Annotated in this window: 20 protein-coding genes and 1 pseudogene; 18 read left to right on the forward strand and 3 right to left on the reverse strand. The window is 72.6% G+C overall.

The window, feature by feature from the left end:
- Positions 1-80: 80 nt before the first annotated feature.
- The 13 genes and pseudogenes from JKP76_RS09280 to JKP76_RS09340 all read left to right on the forward strand — a co-directional run bounded on the left by JKP76_RS09280 (position 81) and on the right by JKP76_RS09340 (position 10,221).
- Positions 81-1,331 carry a glycosyltransferase family 4 protein gene (locus JKP76_RS09280; protein WP_200490590.1) on the forward strand — a complete coding sequence of 417 codons (1,251 nt, stop codon included), beginning with the start codon at positions 81-83 and terminating at the stop codon, positions 1,329-1,331.
- Positions 1,328-1,843, forward strand: a complete 516-nt coding sequence (locus tag JKP76_RS09285; RefSeq protein ID WP_200490591.1) for a hypothetical protein — start codon at positions 1,328-1,330, stop codon at positions 1,841-1,843. The genes JKP76_RS09280 and JKP76_RS09285 overlap by 4 nt, the downstream gene beginning before the upstream one ends.
- A 94-nt stretch (positions 1,844-1,937) precedes the next feature.
- Entirely contained in the window at positions 1,938-2,201 is a 264-nt protein-coding gene (locus JKP76_RS09290) for an AtpZ/AtpI family protein (RefSeq protein ID WP_242471241.1), read from the forward strand.
- Complete coding sequence (gene atpB / locus JKP76_RS09295) at positions 2,198-3,016, forward strand: F0F1 ATP synthase subunit A (protein WP_200490593.1); 819 nt, start codon at positions 2,198-2,200, stop codon at positions 3,014-3,016. Before JKP76_RS09290 ends, atpB begins: the two co-directional genes overlap by 4 nt.
- Positions 3,017-3,080: 64 nt before the next feature.
- A pseudogene (gene atpE, locus JKP76_RS09300) lies at positions 3,081-3,309 on the forward strand (ATP synthase F0 subunit C).
- Between the two features lie 41 nt (positions 3,310-3,350).
- The gene (locus tag JKP76_RS09305) at positions 3,351-3,914 is read left to right on the forward strand and encodes a F0F1 ATP synthase subunit B (RefSeq protein WP_200490594.1); all 564 of its coding nucleotides are present in this window, start codon (positions 3,351-3,353) and stop codon (positions 3,912-3,914) included.
- Positions 3,914-4,744 carry a F0F1 ATP synthase subunit delta gene (locus tag JKP76_RS09310; RefSeq protein WP_200490595.1) on the forward strand — a complete coding sequence of 277 codons (831 nt, stop codon included), beginning with the start codon at positions 3,914-3,916 and terminating at the stop codon, positions 4,742-4,744. The genes JKP76_RS09305 and JKP76_RS09310 overlap by 1 nt, the downstream gene beginning before the upstream one ends.
- Before the next feature lie 50 nt (positions 4,745-4,794).
- Positions 4,795-6,432: a F0F1 ATP synthase subunit alpha gene (atpA, locus tag JKP76_RS09315; protein ID WP_200490596.1), complete on the forward strand. Its 1,638-nt coding sequence runs from the start codon at positions 4,795-4,797 to the stop codon at positions 6,430-6,432.
- Positions 6,433-6,435: 3 nt separating this feature from the next.
- Positions 6,436-7,407, forward strand: coding sequence for a F0F1 ATP synthase subunit gamma (locus tag JKP76_RS09320; protein WP_200490597.1), 972 nt, complete (start codon positions 6,436-6,438; stop codon positions 7,405-7,407).
- A 57-nt stretch (positions 7,408-7,464) separates the two neighbouring features.
- Positions 7,465-8,913, forward strand: a complete 1,449-nt coding sequence (gene atpD, locus JKP76_RS09325) for a F0F1 ATP synthase subunit beta (protein ID WP_091765384.1) — start codon at positions 7,465-7,467, stop codon at positions 8,911-8,913.
- Positions 8,914-9,087: 174 nt separating this feature from the next.
- Positions 9,088-9,354 (forward strand): hypothetical protein, encoded by a 267-nt coding sequence (locus JKP76_RS09330; protein WP_200490598.1) that lies wholly within the window; start codon positions 9,088-9,090, stop codon positions 9,352-9,354.
- A 35-nt stretch (positions 9,355-9,389) separates the two neighbouring features.
- A complete protein-coding gene (locus JKP76_RS09335; RefSeq protein WP_200490599.1) occupies positions 9,390-9,782 on the forward strand; it encodes a F0F1 ATP synthase subunit epsilon in 393 nt (130 codons plus the stop codon).
- A 37-nt stretch (positions 9,783-9,819) separates the two neighbouring features.
- Positions 9,820-10,221 (forward strand): DUF2550 domain-containing protein, encoded by a 402-nt coding sequence (locus JKP76_RS09340; RefSeq protein ID WP_200490600.1) that lies wholly within the window; start codon positions 9,820-9,822, stop codon positions 10,219-10,221.
- Between the two features lie 28 nt (positions 10,222-10,249).
- Here the strand turns inward: JKP76_RS09340 and JKP76_RS09345 are convergent, their stop codons facing one another.
- Positions 10,250-10,864 carry a cob(I)yrinic acid a,c-diamide adenosyltransferase gene (locus tag JKP76_RS09345; protein ID WP_200490601.1) on the reverse strand — a complete coding sequence of 205 codons (615 nt, stop codon included), beginning with the start codon at positions 10,862-10,864 and terminating at the stop codon, positions 10,250-10,252.
- A gap of 59 nt (positions 10,865-10,923) precedes the next feature.
- Between JKP76_RS09345 and murA the strand changes: the two genes are divergently transcribed.
- Positions 10,924-12,204 (forward strand): UDP-N-acetylglucosamine 1-carboxyvinyltransferase, encoded by a 1,281-nt coding sequence (murA, locus tag JKP76_RS09350; RefSeq protein WP_200490602.1) that lies wholly within the window; start codon positions 10,924-10,926, stop codon positions 12,202-12,204.
- A 9-nt stretch (positions 12,205-12,213) separates the two neighbouring features.
- Here murA and JKP76_RS09355 read toward each other — a convergent pair whose 3' ends face one another.
- Entirely contained in the window at positions 12,214-12,522 is a 309-nt protein-coding gene (locus tag JKP76_RS09355; RefSeq protein WP_200490603.1) for a hypothetical protein, read from the reverse strand.
- 77 nt (positions 12,523-12,599) lie between these two features.
- On the opposite strand from JKP76_RS09355, the gene JKP76_RS09360 reads away from it, so the two are divergent.
- The 3 genes from JKP76_RS09360 to JKP76_RS09370 all read left to right on the forward strand — a co-directional run bounded on the left by JKP76_RS09360 (position 12,600) and on the right by JKP76_RS09370 (position 16,937).
- Positions 12,600-14,618 carry a protein meaA gene (locus JKP76_RS09360; protein WP_200490604.1) on the forward strand — a complete coding sequence of 673 codons (2,019 nt, stop codon included), beginning with the start codon at positions 12,600-12,602 and terminating at the stop codon, positions 14,616-14,618.
- Positions 14,619-14,636: 18 nt separating this feature from the next.
- Entirely contained in the window at positions 14,637-15,407 is a 771-nt protein-coding gene (locus JKP76_RS09365; protein WP_200490605.1) for an enoyl-CoA hydratase-related protein, read from the forward strand.
- A gap of 171 nt (positions 15,408-15,578) precedes the next feature.
- Positions 15,579-16,937, forward strand: a complete 1,359-nt coding sequence (locus JKP76_RS09370) for a dicarboxylate/amino acid:cation symporter (protein WP_200490606.1) — start codon at positions 15,579-15,581, stop codon at positions 16,935-16,937.
- Between the two features lie 75 nt (positions 16,938-17,012).
- Here JKP76_RS09370 and JKP76_RS09375 read toward each other — a convergent pair whose 3' ends face one another.
- Positions 17,013-17,894: a hypothetical protein gene (locus tag JKP76_RS09375; RefSeq protein ID WP_200490607.1), complete on the reverse strand. Its 882-nt coding sequence runs from the start codon at positions 17,892-17,894 to the stop codon at positions 17,013-17,015.
- Between the two features lie 65 nt (positions 17,895-17,959).
- On the opposite strand from JKP76_RS09375, the gene nucS reads away from it, so the two are divergent.
- A complete protein-coding gene (gene nucS, locus JKP76_RS09380; protein WP_200490608.1) occupies positions 17,960-18,631 on the forward strand; it encodes an endonuclease NucS in 672 nt (223 codons plus the stop codon).
- The last annotated feature ends 92 nt before the right edge of the window (positions 18,632-18,723 follow it).

Below are 18,723 nucleotides of genomic sequence, written 5' to 3' on the forward strand. Positions count from 1 at the left end.
CGACGACGTGCGGGAGGGCGGCTGGATGAGCGCGCCCGCCCGCGGACCCCGTCCCGAGCCGGTCCGGGCGGGCTGAGCCGATGCGCGAGTACGCCGTCGTCCTGCTCACCGCAGCGCTGGTCACCTTCCTGACCACCCCGGTGGTGCGGATGCTGGCCATCCGTTTCGGCATGATGGCCGCCCCCCGGGACCGCGACGTGCACTCGATCCCGACGCCGCGCGGCGGCGGGGTGGCGATGTACCTGGGCGTGGCCACCGCGGTTCTGGTCGCCACGCGCCTGCCGGCCCTGCAGCGCACGTTCGACGACTCGCAGACCTACGCCGTCCTCGTCGCCGGTGGGCTGATCTGCGCCCTGGGTGTGCTGGACGACAAGTGGGGCCTGGACGCCCTGACGAAACTCACCGGGCAGATCGCCGCCGCCGGCGTGATGGTGCTGCTCGGCGTGCAGTTGTCGTTCCTGTTCCTGCCGGTGGCCGACATCGGGACCATCTCGCTGGGCCCGGACGTCGGCGTTCCGCTGACCATCCTGCTGACCGTCCTGGTGGTCAACGCGCTGAACTTCATCGACGGCCTGGACGGGCTGGCGGCCGGCGTCTCGGCGATCGCGGCGATCGCCTTCTTCGCCTACAGCTACCACCTGGGCCTGGTCGGCTACGACGACGTAGCCAGCGCCCCGGCGCTGATCACCGCCGTGCTGGCCGGCGCCTGCCTGGGCTTCCTCCCGCACAACTTCAGCCCGGCGCGGATCTTCATGGGCGACTCCGGCTCGATGCTGGTCGGGCTGATGCTGTCGGCGGCAGCGGTCACCGCGACCGGGGGAGTGGACCCGCAGTCCTTCGACTCCGCGGCCACCCTGCTGCCCCTGACGCTGCCCCTGCTGGTGCCGGTGGCGGTGCTCTTCATCCCCTTCATCGACCTCGTCATGGCGGTCGTCCGGCGCACCCGGCAGGGGCGCTCGCCGTTCGCGCCGGACAAGATGCACCTGCACCACCGGCTGCTCTCCATCGGCCACTCGCACCGCCGCGCGGTGCTCGTCATGTACTTCTGGGCGGCGCTGCTGTCCTTCGGTGCGGTCGCGCTCTCCATCACCGGCGGCACGGCGGAGCTGCTGGTCGCGATCGCCGTCCTGCTGGTCGTCGGCCTGGTCGTGGTGCTGAGCCCGCGGGCCCGCCGGGCGGCGCGCGAGGCGCGCGCCGCGGAGCTCGCGGCGCAGCGGCAGCGCAGCCGCGCCGACCACCCCACCGCCCGGGCCGTGCGGGGCCGGGGCGCCGAGGCGCGCGCCGGCCGGGCCGCCGCCCGCGCCGCCGAGAGCCGGAAGGTCCTGAGATGACCGCAGCACCGCAGCCCGCCGCCCCCGCGACCCCGGAGGCCCGGGCGCCGTGGGACCTGGCGTTCCTCCGGGTGGGGGCGATCGCCTCGGCGGTCGCGACCGCCGTCGCCGCACCCGTGGCCGGTGTGATCGGCGGCTGGGGGAGCGCCGTCGCCGTCCTGGTGGGCGCGGCCACCGTGGTCGCCTTCTTCGCCGTCTCCGGCGTCGTCATCGCCTGGGCCGGCGGCATCCAGGACGCCCTGGCGCTGCCGGCGGCGCTCGGGACCTTCCTGGTCAAGCTGCTGGTGCTGTTCGCCCTGCTCGGCGCGCTCCCGGAGGACGGCTGGCTCGACCGGCCCGTCCTCGCCTGGACGGTCATCGCCGGCGCGCTGCTGTGGAGCGGCGTGCAGATGCGCTGGGTGTGGACCCGCCAGGTGTTCTACGTGGCGCCGCCGGCCGCGCCCGCCGCCACCCGGGCGGGTGGTCCCGACGGTGCCGCCCCGGACCCGGCCCGTCCGGCGTCCGACGGCTGAGATAGTGTCCCGAGTGATGGCCGAGAACACCCCTGCACGCAGGGACGCTCGACCGCGCTCCGCAGACGCCGAGCGTCCTCCCTCCGGGGCGGACGTGGGGTGGGGGATCACCGGGACGATGCTCTCGGGGATGCTCGTGTGGGGCGGGGTCGGCTGGCTGCTCGACCGCTGGTGGGAGACGCGAGTCTTCACCCTCGTCGGCGTCATCCTCGGTCTGGGTGTGGCCATCTACCTGGTGGTCGTCAAGTACGGTGCCGTCGACCCGCCCCCCGGGGCCCGATCGCACACACGCACGACCCCGGGCGGGCAGCGGAGCTCGCCTCGGACGCAGGGCCCGACGCAGAAGGGACAACGGTGACCTCCAGCGCCTCAGCGCTCGGCAGCGTGCTCGCATCCGGCGGAGAAGGCTTCCACGCTCCGACGATCGCGGAGTTCTACCCGGAGCCCATCGCGGAGTTCTCGCTCCTGGGCGTCGACTTCGCGATCACCCGCATCACGATCATCTCCTGGGTCGCGACCGCCGCGATCCTGGTCTTCCTGGTCCTCGCCTCGCGCAAGGCCTCGATCGTGCCGAGCAGGCTGCAGTTCCTGGGCGAGAGCGGTTACTCCCTCGTCCGCGACGGGATGGCCCGCGACGTCATCGGCCCCAAGGGCCTGCCGTTCGCGCCGTTCCTCGCCTCCCTCTTCTTCTTCATCCTGGCGAACAACGCGATGAGCATCATCCCGTTCGCGCAGATCTCGCCGATGTCGAAGTTCGCCCTGCCGCTGGTGCTCGCGGTGCTCGTGTGGATCCTCTACAACTGGGTCGGCATCCGGGAGCAGGGCGCCGGCAAGTACTTCAAGGACGCCGCCATCCCGCCGGGCGTGCCCGTCGGCGCGCTGATCCTGGTGACCCCGATCGAGCTGCTGCAGGTGTTCATCATCCGGCCGTTCACCCTCGCGGTCCGGCTCTTCGCGAACATGTTCGCGGGGCACATGCTGCTCGTCGTGTTCTCGCTGGGCACCGTCTACCTGCTCCAGGTGGGCAACTTCTCGATCATCTTCAGCCCGTTCGCGTTCCTCATGGCCCTGGCCATGACGTTCTTCGAGGTGCTGGTGATCGTGCTCCAGGCGTACGTCTTCACCGTTCTGACGGCCACCTACCTCAACGGTGCCGTCGAACCCGCCCACTGACCGCTCCACCCCGCCAGCCACCCGGGACGCACCCGGGTGACCGACACAGGAGGAAGACCCCCCAATGATCGAGGTTCTCGCAGAGCTCGAGGGCAATGTCGGCGCGATCGGCTACGGCCTCGCCGCCATCGGCCCCGGTATCGGTGTCGGTGTCGTGTGGGCCGCCTACATCCAGGCGACCGCCCGCCAGCCCGAGTCGGCCGGCCTGACCCGGACCTACGCCTTCCTCGGTGCCCGCCCTCTCCGAGGCGCTGGCGCTCATCGGTCTGGTCGCGCCCTTCATCTACGGCTGAGCCAGCCGGTCCTGTCCAGCTGACGTAGGGACGTGCAGAGCATGAACATCCTGGCTGCGGAGAGCGCCAACCCGCTCCTCCCCCCGGTGGGCGAGATCATCGTCGGCCTGATCACCTTCGCGATCCTCGCCTTCGTGGTGATCAAGTTCGTGGTGCCGAGCTTCGAGAAGGCGTTCGTCGCTCGTCGTGAGGCGATCGAGGGCGGCCTCGAGCGTGCCGAGGCCATGCAGGCCGAGGCGAAGGCGGCGCTCGAGCAGTACCGGGCGCAGCTGGCCGAGGCCCGTGGCGAGGCCGCGCAGATCCGCGACGCCGCCCGCGCCGAGGGGCAGCAGATCCTCGAGGAGCTGCGCACCCAGGCCCAGGAGGAGTCGGCTCGCATCGTCGCCCGCGGCGAAGAGCAGCTGGCGGCCCAGCGGCAGCAGATCGTCCACGAGCTCCGTGGGCAGATCGGCACGCTGGCCGTGGACCTCGCCGGTCGCGTGGTGGGCGAGTCGCTGGCCGACGACGCCCGTCGCAGCGGCACCGTCGACCGCTTCCTCGCGGAGCTGGACGGCATGGCCGCCTCCGGCGACGGCCGCGGGGCCGTGGCGGAGAGCAACCGCTGATGGAGGCCTCCACCCGCGCGGCCATCGTCGAGGTGCGCGAGCGCCTCGAGCAGCTGACGCGTCGGTCCGCGCACCCCGCCACCGGGCCGGAGCTGCTCTCCATCGCGGACGAGCTCTTCGCGGTGTCCCGGGTGCTGGACGGCCAGCTCACCCTGCGACGGGCGATGGCCGACCCGGCCGGGAAGCCGGAGGAGCGCGCCGGACTGGTGCGCCGCCTCTTCGCCTCCCAGCTGTCGCCGACCGCGCTCGACCTGGTCGAGACGATCGCCCGGCAGCGCTGGTCGCGGCCGATCGACCTGGTCGAGGCGACCGTCACCGTCGCCACCGAGGCGGCACTGGACGCCGCCGACGTGAACGGCGAGCTGGACGGCGTCGAGGACGAGCTCTTCCGCTTCGGGCGCATCGTCGCCGGGGACCGCGAGCTCAACCGGATCCTCAGCGACCGCAAGGCACCGGTGGAGGGCCGCGCGGCGCTCCTGGACCGGCTGCTGTCCGGTCGGGTGAACGCCGTGACCGAGCAGCTGCTGCGCAACGTGCTCACCGGCTCGCACGCCGGTACCGCCGAGATCGCCATCGAGCGGCTGTCCGAGGTGGCCAGCCGCCGCCGGGGCCAGTCGGTCGCCCGCGTGACCACCGCGGTGGCCCTCACGCCGGCCCAGGAGCAGCAGCTGGGCGACGTGCTCGGCCGCCTCTACGGCCGGCCGGTCGGGCTCCAGGTCACGGTCGACCCCGACGTGCTGGGCGGCCTGGTCGTCCAGGTGGGCGACGAGGTCATCGACGGCAGCATCGCCCACCGGCTGGAAGCCGCCCGCCGGCGGCTGGCCGGCTGACCGCCCCTCCGCAGACCACAACGACCCCCGCAGGGAAGAGGACCAGAGCCATGGCCGAGCTGACGATCTCCGCAGACGAGATCCGCAGTGCCATCCAGAACTACGTCACCGAGTACCGGCCCGACGTCTCCCGCGAGGAGGTCGGGACGGTCACCGAGGCCGGCGACGGCATCGCCCGCGTCGAGGGCCTGCCCTCGGTCATGACCAACGAGCTGCTCGAGTTCGAGAGCGGCGTCCGCGGCCTGGCCCTGAACCTCGACGTGCGCGAGGTCGGCGTCGTCGTCCTGGGTGACTTCTCCGGCATCGAGGAGGGCCAGCAGGTCCGCCGCACCGGCGAGGTGCTCTCCGTGCCCGTCGGCGACGGCTACCTCGGCCGCGTCGTGGACCCGCTGGGCAACCCGATCGACGGTGGCGGCCCGATCGCCACCACCGGCCGCCGCGCCCTCGAGCTGCAGGCGCCCACCGTGGTGCAGCGCCAGTCGGTGCACGAGCCCATGCAGACCGGGATCAAGGCCATCGACGCCATGACCCCCGTCGGCCGCGGCCAGCGCCAGCTGATCATCGGTGACCGCCAGACCGGCAAGACCGCGGTCGCGACGGACACGATCATCAACCAGAAGGAAGCCTGGGCCACCGGCGACCCGTCGCAGCAGGTCCGCTGCATCTACGTGGCCGTGGGCCAGAAGGGCTCGACGATCGCGGCCCTGAAGACCGCCCTCGAAGAGGCCGGCGCGATGGAGTACACGACCATCGTCGCGGCCCCCGCCTCCGAGGCCGCCGGCTTCAAGTACATCGCCCCCTACACCGGCTCGGCCATCGGCCAGCAGTGGATGTACGAGGGCAAGCACGTCCTCATCGTGTTCGACGACCTGTCGAAGCAGGCCGAGGCCTACCGCGCGGTCTCGCTGCTGCTGCGCCGCCCGCCGGGCCGCGAGGCCTACCCCGGCGACGTCTTCTACTTGCACTCCCGCCTGCTGGAGCGCTGCGCGAAGCTCTCCGACGAGCTGGGTGCCGGGTCGATGACCGGTCTGCCGCTGGTCGAGACCAAGGGCAACGACGTGTCGGCCTACATCCCGACCAACGTCATCTCGATCACCGACGGCCAGATCTTCCTCGAGACGGGTCTGTTCAACTCCGGTGTCCGCCCCGCCATCAACGTCGGCATCTCGGTGTCCCGAGTCGGTGGTTCGGCGCAGGTCAAGGCGATGAAGTCCGTCGCCGGCCGGCTCCGCCTGGACCTCGCGCAGTTCCGCGAGCTGGAGGCCTTCGCCTCCTTCTCGTCCGACCTCGACGCCTCCAGCCGCGCGACCCTGGACCGCGGCATGCGCCTGGTCGAGCTGCTCAAGCAGGGCCAGTACTCGCCCTACCCGGTCGAGAAGCAGGTCGTCTCGCTGTGGCTGGGCACCACCGGCAAGCTCGACGTCGTCCCGGTGTCCGACGTGCGCCGCTTCGAGTCGGAGTTCCTCGACTTCATCGGCCGCGGCGACAACGGCATCTTCGACGCCATCCGCAGCACCAAGAAGCTCGAGGACGACACCGTCGCGAGCCTCGAGCGCGCCGTGGAGTCCTTCTACGGGCAGTTCACCACCGGGGAGGGCGAGTCGCTCCGGGTGAACGAGCCCGAGGCCGAGGCCATGGACGCCTCGGAGCGGGGCCAGGAGCGCGTCCAGGTCAAGAAGAAGGCCTGACCCGTGGCCGCCTCTCTGCGCGCCCTGCGGCGCCGCATCCGCTCCACCCAGTCGACGAAGAAGATCTTCTCGGCTCAGGAGCTGATCGCCGGTGCCCGCATCGTGCGCGCCCAGGCCCGGGTCGAGGCGTCCAAGCCCTACGCCCGGGAGATCACGCGGGTCCTCTCCGCGCTGGCGTCGTCGGCGTCGTTGGACCACCCGCTGCTCACAGAGCGGGAGAACCCCCAGCGCGCCGCCGTCCTGGTCATCACCTCCGACCGCGGGTTCGCCGGCTCGTACAACGTGAACGTCCTCCGCCGGACGGAGGAGCTGCTCGCGCTCCTCCGTCAGGAGGGCAAGCAGCCGGTGCTGTACGTCGTCGGCCGCAAGGGGGAGACCTACTACTCCTTCCGCGACCGCGAGATGGCGGCCACGTTCACCGGCTTCTCCGAGCAGCCCGGCTACGAGGACGCGCAGGAGGTCGGCTCCGCGCTGATCGACGTCTTCACCGCCGGTGCCGATGACGAGGACGGCGGTGCGGGTGCCGACGGCATCCTCGGCGTGGACGAGCTGCACATCGTCTACACCGAGTTCCGCTCGCTGCTCGCCCAGGTGCCGGTCGCCAAGCGCATGGCTCCGCTGGAGGTGGAGGAGGTCGAGGAGTTCGACTACGAGCGGGAGGACCGCGAGCGCGGTGCGGCCGCCGACTCGGGCGTCCCGACCTCCTACGAGTTCGAGCCGTCGGCCGAGGGTCTGCTGGACGCCCTGCTGCCGAAGTACATCACCACCCGGATCTACGCGGCGATGCTCGAGGCGGCAGCCTCCGAGTCGGCGTCGCGCCGCCGGGCGATGAAGTCGGCCTCCGACAACGCGGAGGAGCTGGCGAAGAACCTGTCCCGGCAGGCGAACCAGGCCCGCCAGGCGGAGATCACCCAGGAGATCAGCGAGATCGTCGGCGGCGCCGACGCGCTGGTCTCGGCCAACGCGGGCGACTGACCCGCTCACCACCGTTCCCCCACGCAGCACGAGCCCGAGGGCAGGAGAGCAGTACAGATGACCGTCACCGAGGACCGTCCGACCAGCTCGCAGACGCAGGCCAGCACCGGCCGCGTCGTGCGGGTCACCGGGCCGGTCGTCGACGTCGAGTTCCCGCGCGACGCGATGCCCGACCTGTTCAACGCCCTGAAGGTCGACGTCACGCTCGCCGACCTCAGCAAGACCCTGACCCTCGAGGTCGCCCAGCACCTGGGCGAGAACGTGGTCCGGACCATCTCGATGGCCCCGACCGACGGTCTCGTGCGCGGGTCCGAGGTCACCGACACCGGCAGCGCGATCAGCGTCCCCGTCGGCGACGTGACCACCGGCCACGTGTGGAACGCCTTGGGCGAGTGCCTCGACGAGCCCGGCTACGGCCTGGACGCGCCCCGGTGGACCATCCACCGCCACGCGCCCCGGTTCGACCAGCTCGAGGGCCGCACCGAGATGCTGGAGACCGGCATCAAGGTCATCGACCTGCTCACGCCCTACGTGGCCGGTGGGAAGATCGGTCTGTTCGGTGGTGCCGGCGTCGGCAAGACCGTGCTCATCCAGGAGATGATCCGCCGCGTCGCCCAGGAGTTCGGTGGCGTGTCGGTGTTCGCCGGTGTCGGCGAGCGCACCCGTGAGGGCAACGACCTCATCACCGAGATGACCGAGTCCGGCGTCATCAACTCGACCGCCCTGGTCTTCGGCCAGATGGACGAGCCGCCGGGCACCCGTCTGCGGGTCGCGCTCTCCGCGCTGACGATGGCGGAGTACTTCCGCGACGAGCAGAACCAGGACGTGCTGCTCTTCATCGACAACATCTTCCGGTTCACCCAGGCCGGCTCCGAGGTCTCCACGCTGCTGGGCCGCATGCCCTCCGCCGTGGGCTACCAGCCGACCCTGGCCGACGAGATGGGTGAGCTGCAGGAGCGGATCACCTCGACGCGGGGTCGCTCGATCACCTCGCTCCAGGCGATCTACGTGCCCGCCGACGACATCACCGACCCGGCGCCGCACACCACCTTCGCCCACCTCGACGCGACGACCGTGCTCTCGCGGCCGATCTCGGAGAAGGGCATCTACCCGGCCGTGGACCCGCTGGACTCCACCAGCCGGATCCTCGACCCGCAGTACGTGGGCCAGGAGCACTACGACACGGCGCAGCGGGTGAAGCAGGTGCTGCAGCGCTACCAGGAGCTGCAGGACATCATCGCGATCCTCGGCATCGACGAGCTCGGTGAAGAGGACAAGGTCACCGTCAACCGGGCCCGTCGCGTCGAGCGCTTCCTGTCGCAGAACATGTTCGTGGCCGAGGCCTTCACCGGTCAGCCCGGCTCGTTCGTGCCGCTGTCGGAGACGCTGCAGGCGTTCAAGGCGATCACCGAGGGCGAGTACGACAACGTCCCGGAGCAGGCCTTCTTCATGTGCGGTGGGCTCGAGGACCTCGAGCGCAACGCGGACAAGCTCAAGAAGGCCTGAGCACCCGCTCGGTCCTGATCGACGGCCGGGTCCTCCTCGCGGAGGGCCCGGCCGTCGGCGTCTCCGGGTCACCCGACCGGGTGTTTTTCGCGGCCGGGGCTCAGGTCCGGTCCCCGGCGTGCCGACCATCGACAGGGAACGCCCGACCGGCGGGCGCGCGCACAGGGATCCGACGTGGACGCCACCAGCACGACGACCGACCGCCCGGCCACCGGCAGCGACGCCGGCTGGACGTGGGCGCCGTTCGCCCCCGAGGAGCCGGTCGAGCGCGCCCGGTTCCGGGTGGAGGAGTGGGCGCCGGCCTCGACGGTCCGGCACCCGTGGGTGCGCGTCGGCCGGCTTCACGCTGCTCTACCGCCGCGCCGCCTGACCCTCGTGCGAGCAGGCGTCCCGGCCGCCGTTCCAGGGGGCAGGGGGAGCCGCCGCGCCGGCCGGCGCTAGGGTGGGAGCCCCGTCCGGAGAACCCGAGGAGTGTCGTGGCGACCCTGCAGGTCGAGTTGGTGGCCGTCGAGCGCAAGATCTGGTCCGGCGAGGCCACGATGGTCATCGCCCGCACGACCGAGGGTGAGCTGGGCGTCCTGCCCGGGCACGCGCCCCTGCTGGGGCAGCTGGCGCCCGGTGGCGTGGTCACCATCCGCACCGAGAGCGGTGAGGACCTCACCGTCGCCGCGCACGGTGGCTTCCTCTCGGTGAGCGAGGCCGGCGTGTCCATCCTCGCGGAGACCGCCGAGATCTCCACCGAGATCGACGTCGAGCGCGCCCGCGAGGCGCTGCGCCGCGCCGAGTCCGCCGGGGACGACGACGGCGAGGCGCTGGACGCCGCCCGTCGCGCGCAGTCGCGCCTGCGGGCCGCGGGCGAGACCGTCTGAGGCCGACCGCACCTCCCGCGCAGCGCCCGGCCTCCCCGTGACCACGGTCCTGCTGGTCCTCCTCGGACTGCTGGCCGTCGTGGTCACGGTGGTGTTCCTGCTGCGCCGCCGCTTCCTGCTCTCCGGGCTGGGGGCGGTCACCATGTGGCTGCGCGCCCCCGGCTCGACGCGCTGGTCGGTGGGCGTCGCCTGGTACGGCGGCGACGCCCTGCTCTGGTACCGGGCGCTGTCGCTCTCGGTCCGGCCGCAGCACCGGCTGTCCCGGTCCGGCTTCGCCGTGGGCGCGCAGCGCCCGGCCGGCCGGGACGACGTCGGCCTGCCCGAGGACGTCGTCGTCCTCGCCTGCGCGACGGCCCAGGGTGAGCGCGAGCTGGCGATGGACCGCTCGACGGTCACCGGCTTCCTGTCCTGGGTGGAGTCCGCCCCACCCGGGCACTGAGCCGGCGCCGGCCGGGGGAGGGGCGGGCTCAGCCCTCGGCGGGCTCCTGCGCGTCCGCGGAGCGGCCGCCGGGGACCCAGAGGATGTCCCCGCCGGGGTTGGCCACCCGCGACAGGATGAACAGCAGGTCCGAGAGCCGGTTGAGGTAGCGCGCGGGCTCGACGTTGGTGACCCCGGTGCGGCCGGCGGCCTCGTCGGCCTCGAGCAGCGCCCAGACGCTGCGCTCGGCCCTCCGGGCGACGACGCGGGCCTGGTGCAGCAGGGCGGCCAGCGGCGTGCCGCCGGGCAGGATGAAGCTGTTCAGCTTCGGCAGCGTCTCGTTGTACTCGTCGCAGGCCGCCTCCAGCCGCTCGGTGTAGGCGGCGGTGATCCGCAGCGGCGGGTACTCCGGGTCCGGCGTGATCGGCGTGCACAGGTCTGCGCCGACGTCGAACAGGTCGTTCTGGATGCTGCGGATCAGCTCGGCCAGGGCCGGCTCGGGCGCGCCCAGCGCCACCGCCGTCCCGAGCACGCTGTTGGTCTCGTCGACGTCGGCGTAGGCGACCAGCCGCGGATCGGTCTTGGCCACCCGGCTCATGTCGCCCAGGTGGGTCTGACCGGCGTCGCCGGTCTTCGTGTAGATGCGGGTCAGCCGGACGGTCATGGCCAGCAGCGTAGAGCGGGCGCACGGAGCCTCCCCGGGCGCGGCCGTAGGGTGTTCCGGTGGAGTGCTTCGAGGTGTCCGGTGGAGCGGCCCTGTCCGGCCGGGTGCGGGTCACCGGGGCGAAGAACAGCGCGCTGAAGCTCATGGCCGCGGCCCTGCTGGCCCCCGGCCGCACCGCGATCGACGAGGTGCCCGACATCCTCGACGTCTCGATCATGAGCGAGGTGCTGCGCCGGCTCGGCTGCGGCGTCACGTACACGCCGACGCCAGGGAGCGGGGGCGGCGGCCGGGTCGTCGTCGACGTGCCCGAGCAGCCCTCGACCGAGACCGACTACGACCTCGTGCGCCGCATGCGCGCCTCGATCAGCGTGCTCGGCCCGCTGGTCGCCCGCTGCGGCAGCGCCCGGGTCGCGCTGCCCGGCGGCGACGCCATCGGCTCCCGCGGGCTGGACATGCACATCGCCGGCCTCGAGCGGCTCGGCGCCACCATCGTCAGCGAGCACGGCTTCCTCGTCGCCACCGCGCCGCGGCTGACCGGCACCTCGATCTGGCTGGACTTCCCGTCGGTCGGGGCGACGGAGAACCTCGTCATGGCCGCGGTCCTGGCCGAGGGGACGACGGTCATCGACAACGCCGCCCGCGAGCCGGAGATCGTCGACCTGTGCGCGATGCTCACCGCGATGGGCGCGCAGATCGACGGCGCCGGCACCTCCACCCTCACCGTCGAGGGCGTCGAGAGCCTCGCGCCGGTCACGTACACGACCGTCCCCGACCGGATCGTGGCCGGCACCTGGGCGATCGGCGCGGTCATGACCCGGGGCGACGTCGTCATCGAGCGGGCGGTCGCCGGGCACCTGCGGGTGGCGCTGGACAAGCTCGTCGACGCCGGCGCGACCGTCGAGGAGCTGCCCGACGGGCTGCGCGTCGCGATGGCCGACCGGCCGCGGGCCGTCGACGTCGTCACGCTGCCCTTCCCAGGCTTCCCGACCGACCTCCAGCCGATGGCCGTGGCCCTCGCCGCGGTCTCCACCGGCACGGCGCTGATCACCGAGAACGTGTTCGAGGGCCGGTTCATGTTCGTCAACGAGCTGGTCCGGCTGGGCGCCGACGTGCGCATCGACGGCCACCACGCCGTCGTCCGCGGTCGCGAGCGGCTCTCCAGCGCCCCGGTGCTGGCCACCGACATCCGGGCCGGTGCGGGCCTGGTCCTGGCCGGCCTGGTCTCCGACGGCGTGACCGAGGTGCAGGACGTGCACCACGTCGACCGCGGCTACCCGCACTTCGTCGAGCAGCTGCGCGGCCTGGGCGCGCAGGTGGAGCGGACCCAGCGGCCGGACTGACCCCCCGGGTCAGCCGGTGAAGGACGCCGCCAGCGCGCGGGCGCGGGCCGCGTCGTCGGGGAAGACCAGGACGTCGGTGCGGTGCGGCGCCCGGGTGCGCTGCGTGGAGCGGATGCCCGCGTCGGAGAGCAGCGCCCGCAGCGCGCGGGCGGTCTGGGGTGAGGAGACGGTGGCGACGAGCACGAGCAGCCCGTCGTCCGGGGGCGCGGCGGGACGGGCCGACCGGCCGTAGCCGGGGCCGAACGCCCACCGCGTGACCAGCGCCAGCAGCCCCACGACGAGCAGGATCAGGACCAGCGGTCCGAGCCCCTGCGACACCCGATCGAGTGTGCCACCGTGCGCCTCCCCGCGGGCGGCGCTGCTCCCGTCCCGGGACCGCCCTAGACTCCGCCGGTATGCCGTTCCCGTCATCGCCGGAGGAGCGTGACCGTCCCTGGGTCATGCGCACCTACGCCGGCCACTCCTCGCCGGCCGAGTCCAACGCGCTGTACCGGCGCAACCTGGCCAAGGGCCAGACCGGCCTCTCGGTGGCCTTCGACCTGCCGACGCAGACCGGGTACGACCCCGACGACGAGCTCGCCGTCGGCGAGGTCGGCAAGGTCGGCGTCCCGGTCACCCACATCGGCGACATGCGCGCCCTCTTCGACGGCATCCCGCTCGACGAGATGAACACGTCGATGACGATCAACGCCACCGCCATGTGGCTGCTCGCGCTCTACCAGGCGGTCGCCGAGGAGCACGGGCACGACGTCAGCAAGCTGGCCGGGACGACGCAGAACGACATCATCAAGGAGTACCTGTCGCGCGGGACCTACGTCTTCCCGCCGGCTCCCTCGATGCGGCTGATCACCGACATGGTCGCCTACACGGTGACGACCATGCCGAAGTGGAACCCGATCAACATCTGCAGCTACCACCTGCAGGAGGCCGGGGCGACGCCGGAGCAGGAGATCGCCTACGCGATCAGCACCGCCATCGCCGTCCTGGACTCGGTGCGCGACTCGGGTCAGGTGCCGCAGGAGAAGTTCGGCGAGGTCGTCGCCCGCATCTCCTTCTTCGTGAACGCGGGTGTCCGCTTCGTGGAGGAGATGTGCAAGATGCGCGCCTTCACCCAGCTCTGGGACGAGCTGACCCAGGAGCGCTACGGCGTCCAGGACCCCAAGCACCGCCGCTTCCGCTACGGCGTCCAGGTCAACTCCCTGGGCCTGACCGAGGCGCAGCCGGAGAACAACGTCCAGCGCATCGTGCTGGAGATGCTGGCCGTCACGCTGTCCAAGGACGCCCGCGCCCGCGCCGTGCAGCTGCCCGCGTGGAACGAGGCGCTGGGCCTGCCCCGGCCGTGGGACCAGCAGTGGTCGCTGCGTCTGCAGCAGGTGCTCGCCTACGAGACCGACCTGCTCGAGTACGACGACCTGTTCACCGGCTCGGTCGTCGTGGAGAAGAAGGTCGCCGACCTCATCGAGGGCGCGCGGGCCGAGATGGCCCGCGTCGAGGAGATGGGCGGCGCCGTGGCCGCCGTCGAGTCCGGCTACATGAAGAGCGCCATGGTCGGCTCGCTGGCCGAGCGGCGCCGGCGGATCGAGAACGGTGAGGACGTCGTCGTCGGCGTCAACAAGTTCGAGACCACCGAGCCCAACCCGCTGCTGGCCGACCTCGACGCCGCGATCATGGTCGTCGACCCGGCCGTGGAGAGCGCCGCCCAGGAGGCGGTCCGGAAGTGGCGTGCCGAGCGCGACCAGCCGGCCGCCGACGCCGCGCTCGCCGCGCTGCGCGAGGCGGCCGCGAGCGACGTCAACCTGATGGCCGCCACCCTCGACTGCGCCCGCGCAGGCGTGACGACGGGGGAGTGGGCCGGGGTGCTGCGCGAGGTGTTCGGCGAGTACCGGGCGCCCACCGGCGTGGCCGCGGCCAGCAGCGGCGGCGAGGCCGACGCGACGCTCACCGACGTGCGCGAGCGGGTCCGCGCGACCGGCGAGGAGCTCGGCGGCCGGCTGCGCTTCCTGGTCGGCAAGCCCGGTCTGGACGGGCACTCCAACGGCGCCGAGCAGATCGCCGTCCGCGCGCGGGACGCCGGCTTCGAGGTCATCTACCAGGGCATCCGCCTGACCCCGGCGCAGATCGTCTCGGCCGCGGTCGAGGAGGACGTGCACGTCGTCGGCCTGTCGGTGCTCTCCGGTTCCCACCTGCAGGTGGTGCCGGCCGTGCTCCGCGGCCTGAAGGAGGCCGGCCTGGACGACGTCCCGGTCGTCGTCGGCGGGATCATCCCCGACAGCGACGCCCGGCGGCTGCGCGAGCAGGGCGTCGCCCGCGTCTTCACGCCGAAGGACTTCGGCCTCACCGAGATCATGGGCTCGGTGGTCGACGTGATCCGCGAGGCGAACGGCCTGGACCAGAAGGTGCCCGCGCCGGCCTGATCGGTCTAGCGTCGGTCCATGGCTGACGGCGCACCCCGGATCGAACGCGACGGCGACGTCGTCCGCATCACGATGGTGCGGGCGGCGCGCCGGAACGCCCTCTCGCGCGAGCACCTGACCCAGCTGCTGGGTGCGGTCACGACGGCGGGGGAGAGCGACGCCGCCGGGATCGTCCTCGCCGCCGAGGGGCCGGTGTTCAGCGCCGGGCACGACTTCGCCGACGTGTCCGGCCGGCCGCTGCCGGAGGTGCGCAGCCTGCTGAAGCTCTGCACCGAGCTGATGCAGACCCTCCAGGACGTCCCGCAGGTCGTGCTGGCGCGGGTCCACGCGCTGGCCACCGCCGCGGGCTGCCAGCTGGTCGCGTCCTGCGACCTCGCCGTCGCTGCGGAGTCGGCCGGGTTCGCCGCCCCCGGCGGCAAGGGCGGCTGGTTCTGCCACACGCCGATGGTGGCCATCGCCCGCAACGTCGGCCGCAAGCGGGCGATGGAGCTGGCGCTGACCGGCGACGTCATCGACGCACGGACGGCGCTGGACTGGGGCCTGGTCAACCGGGTGGTGCCCGACGAGGACCTGGACGCCGCCGTCGACGAGCTGATGGCGCGGGCCACGCGCGGCTCCCGGGCCAGCAAGGCGTGGGGCAAGCAGACGATGTACGCCCAGCTGGACCGCCCCGAGCGAGACGCCTACGACACCGCCGTCGAGGTCATGGCCGCCGCCAGCCAGATCCCCGGCGCGCGCGAGGGGATGGCCTCGTTCCTCGAGAAGCGCCCGCCCGTCTGGACCGACTGAGACCCTGCGCACAGGCGGGCATGGCCGCGCCGCCGCAGGCCTTGACCCTCCGTGCACAACGTGTGGGGCCTGACGCGCAGGCGCGCCCTCGACTACGGGCGGATGACGACGGCGAGCTGTTGACGCCCGCAGCTCCCGCGTCCTCCTCCCTCCCGTAGATCGGTATCCCTCGTGCTCGCTCGTCTCCGCCGCGTGCCCTTCGGCGCGCAGGTCCTCCTCGCCCTCGTGGTCGGCGTCGCCCTCGGCTTCGTCGCCCGCGAGATGGGCACCGTCTCCGACGGCTCGCCGAACTGGCTGACCAGCACCCTGCAGACCATCGGCAGCAGCTTCGTCTCGCTGCTCAAGGCGCTGGTGCCCGCGCTGATCGTCACCGCGGTCATCGTCTCGATCGCCAACCTCAAGCAGGTGTCCAACGCCGCCCGCCTGGCCGCGCAGACGCTGCTCTGGTTCGCCATCACCGCGCTGATCGCCGTCGCGATCGGCATCGGCCTGGGCCTGCTGACCCAGCCCGGCAGCAACAGCTCCGTCGACGCCTCCGCCGCGCAGGACGTCGGCACGACCGGCGGGTGGTGGGACTTCCTCACCGGCCTGGTGCCCGGCAACATCCTCGGCCTGCAGGCCTCCGCCGGTGCCGACGGCTCGGTGGGCCTGTCGTTCAACGTGCTGCAGCTGATCGTCATCTCGGCCGCCGTCGGCGTCGCGATCCTCAAGGTCGGCCCGGCCGCCGAGCCGTTCCTCAACCTCACCCGCTCCGCCCTGGCGATCGTCCAGAAGGTGCTGTGGTGGGTCATCCTGCTGGCCCCGATCGGCACCGTCGGTCTCATCGGCAACGCCGTCGCCAGCTACGGCTGGGACTCCCTGGGCTCGCTCGGCGTCTTCGCCGGCGCGGTCTACGCGGGCCTGGCCCTCGTGCTGTTCGTCGTCTACCCGGTGCTGCTCAAGTCGCACGGCCTCTCGCCGGTCCGGTACTTCGCCGGGGCGTGGCCCGCGATCCAGCTGGCCTTCGTCTCCCGCTCCTCGATCGGCACGCTGCCGGTGACCGAGCGGGTGACCGAGCAGAACCTCGGCGTCCCGCGGTCCTACGCCTCGTTCGCCGTGCCTCTGGGCGCGACGACGAAGATGGACGGCTGCGCCGCGATCTACCCGGCGCTGGCGGCGATCTTCGTGGCCCAGTTCTTCGGCGTGGACCTCGGCATCACCGACTACCTGCTCATCGCGCTGGTCTCGGTGATCGGCTCGGCCGCCACGGCCGGCGTCACCGGCGCCGTGGTGATGCTGACCCTGACGCTGTCGACCCTGGGCCTCCCGCTGGCCGGCGTCGGCCTGCTGCTGGCGATCGACCCGATCCTCGACATGGGCCGCACCGCGGTGAACGTCGCGGGCCAGGCGCTGGTGCCGACGATCGTGGCCAAGCGCGAGGGCATCCTCGACCTCGAGCGGTACAACGCGACCTCCCCGGTCGAGCCCCTGGCCGCGGCCGAGGAGCACGGCGGCGTGGACGCCGACCTGCGGCAGCCCGCCACGGCCTGACCCCTGTTGATCATCGTCATCCGGCTGCGCCCGTCGGAATGTCGGGCCACCGGATGACGATGATCAACGAGGTCGTCAGCCGGTCAGGTCGGCGCAGCCGGTCTCGTCGGGCAGCAGCGGTCGGAACGCCACCGACCACAGGGCACCGTCGGGGGTGGCCCACGGCGTGAGCACGTTCGCGTCCCGTGCGGCCGCGATGACGTCGCCCGCGACCTCCCCGGTCGCGACGACGCAGCTGATGCCCGGACCGATCGGCTCCCCGGGCAACGGCGGGCCCGGCCACGGCACGGGCTCGGGAGACCAGCCCTGGGCGACGTCCTCCTCGGACGCCGTCCACGGCTGGGCGACGGCGGCCACCGCAGCCGGGGTCCAGGGTCGCGGGACCTCCTCGGGGGTGCCTGCGGACACCAGGTTGGAGAGCTCGGTGACGAACTCCTGGAGGCGCTCGCGGGCCGTCACCTGGTCCGCGGTGAGACCACTGCCGGTCATCGCGGCGGACCCCTGGAGGGCGTAGACCTCCCGGACGTGCGTCCCCGAGGCCGTGCCCAGCGTGAACCGGGTGGAGCCGACGTCGGCCAGCGGCGGGACGCCCAGGTCGGCCTGCTCGGCCACCCCGGCCGCCAGCGCCCGGTCGGCCAGCTCCTGCACTCCGACGGCTCCGACGTCCAGCACCTGGACGTTCGGCCAGGCGAAGGCCGGCCAGATGGTCGCCACCGGACCCTGGAGGACCACCCGTCCGTCGGAGTAGACGCTGACCACCGGGAGCCGGGCGGCGAGCGCCTGCGGCGTCGTGAACATGCCCACCTGCTCGACGCGGAGCACCAGCGCCCCGGGATCTGCGGGAAGCTGCGCCCGTGGCGGAACGGCGTCGGGCGGCCGGCTGCCGACGGGGGAGGGCTCGGCGCAGGCGGCGAGCGCCAGCAGCAGCAGGACGGCGACGGCGCGCACAGGGGCCACGCCGGCATGTTCCCAGGACGGCGGGGCCGCCGGGGCCGTTGCTGCGCCGGGTACCGTCGGCGCCCGTGCGCCTGGTCATTGCCCGCTGTTCCGTCGACTACATCGGGCGGCTCACCGCCCACCTGCCGATGGCCACCCGCCTGCTGCTGGTGAAGGCGGACGGCTCGGTGTCCATCCACGCCGACGACCGCGCCTACAAGCCGCTGAACTGGATGACCCCGCCCTGCACGCTGCGCGACGAGCTCGTCGACGGCAGCGGCACCTGGACGGTCACCAACAAGGCCGGCGAGCAGCTGATCATCACCATCGAGGCCGTCGAGCACGACCACGCGCACGACCTCGGCGTCGACCCCGGCCTGCAGAAGGACGGCGTGGAGGCCGAGCTGCAGCGGCTGCTGGCCCTGCACGTGGAGACCTTCGGCGCGGGCTGGTCGCTGGTGCGCCGCGAGTACCCGACCGCGATCGGCCCGGTGGACCTGCTCTGCCGCGACGCCACGGGGACGACGGTGGCGGTGGAGATCAAGCGCCGCGGCGAGATCGACGGCGTCGAGCAGCTGACCCGCTACCTGGAGCTGCTCAACCGCGATCCGCTGCTCGCCCCCGTGAAGGGCGTCTTCGCCGCCCAGGAGATCAAGCCGCAGGCCAGGGTGCTGGCCACGGACAGGGGCATCGACTGCGTCACCGTCGACTACGCCGTCCTCAAGGGCACCGACGACCCCACCCAGCGGCTGTTCTGAGCGGTGGCCTCCGGTCGGCGGATCGGTGGATGAGAGACTGCCCACCGATCACCGACGGTGGAGGGATGGCAGCGTGGCCAGGGAATTGAACG

It is taken from the genome of Blastococcus sp. TML/C7B, assembly GCF_016612845.1.
Classification (GTDB): Bacteria; Actinomycetota; Actinomycetes; order Mycobacteriales; family Geodermatophilaceae; genus Blastococcus.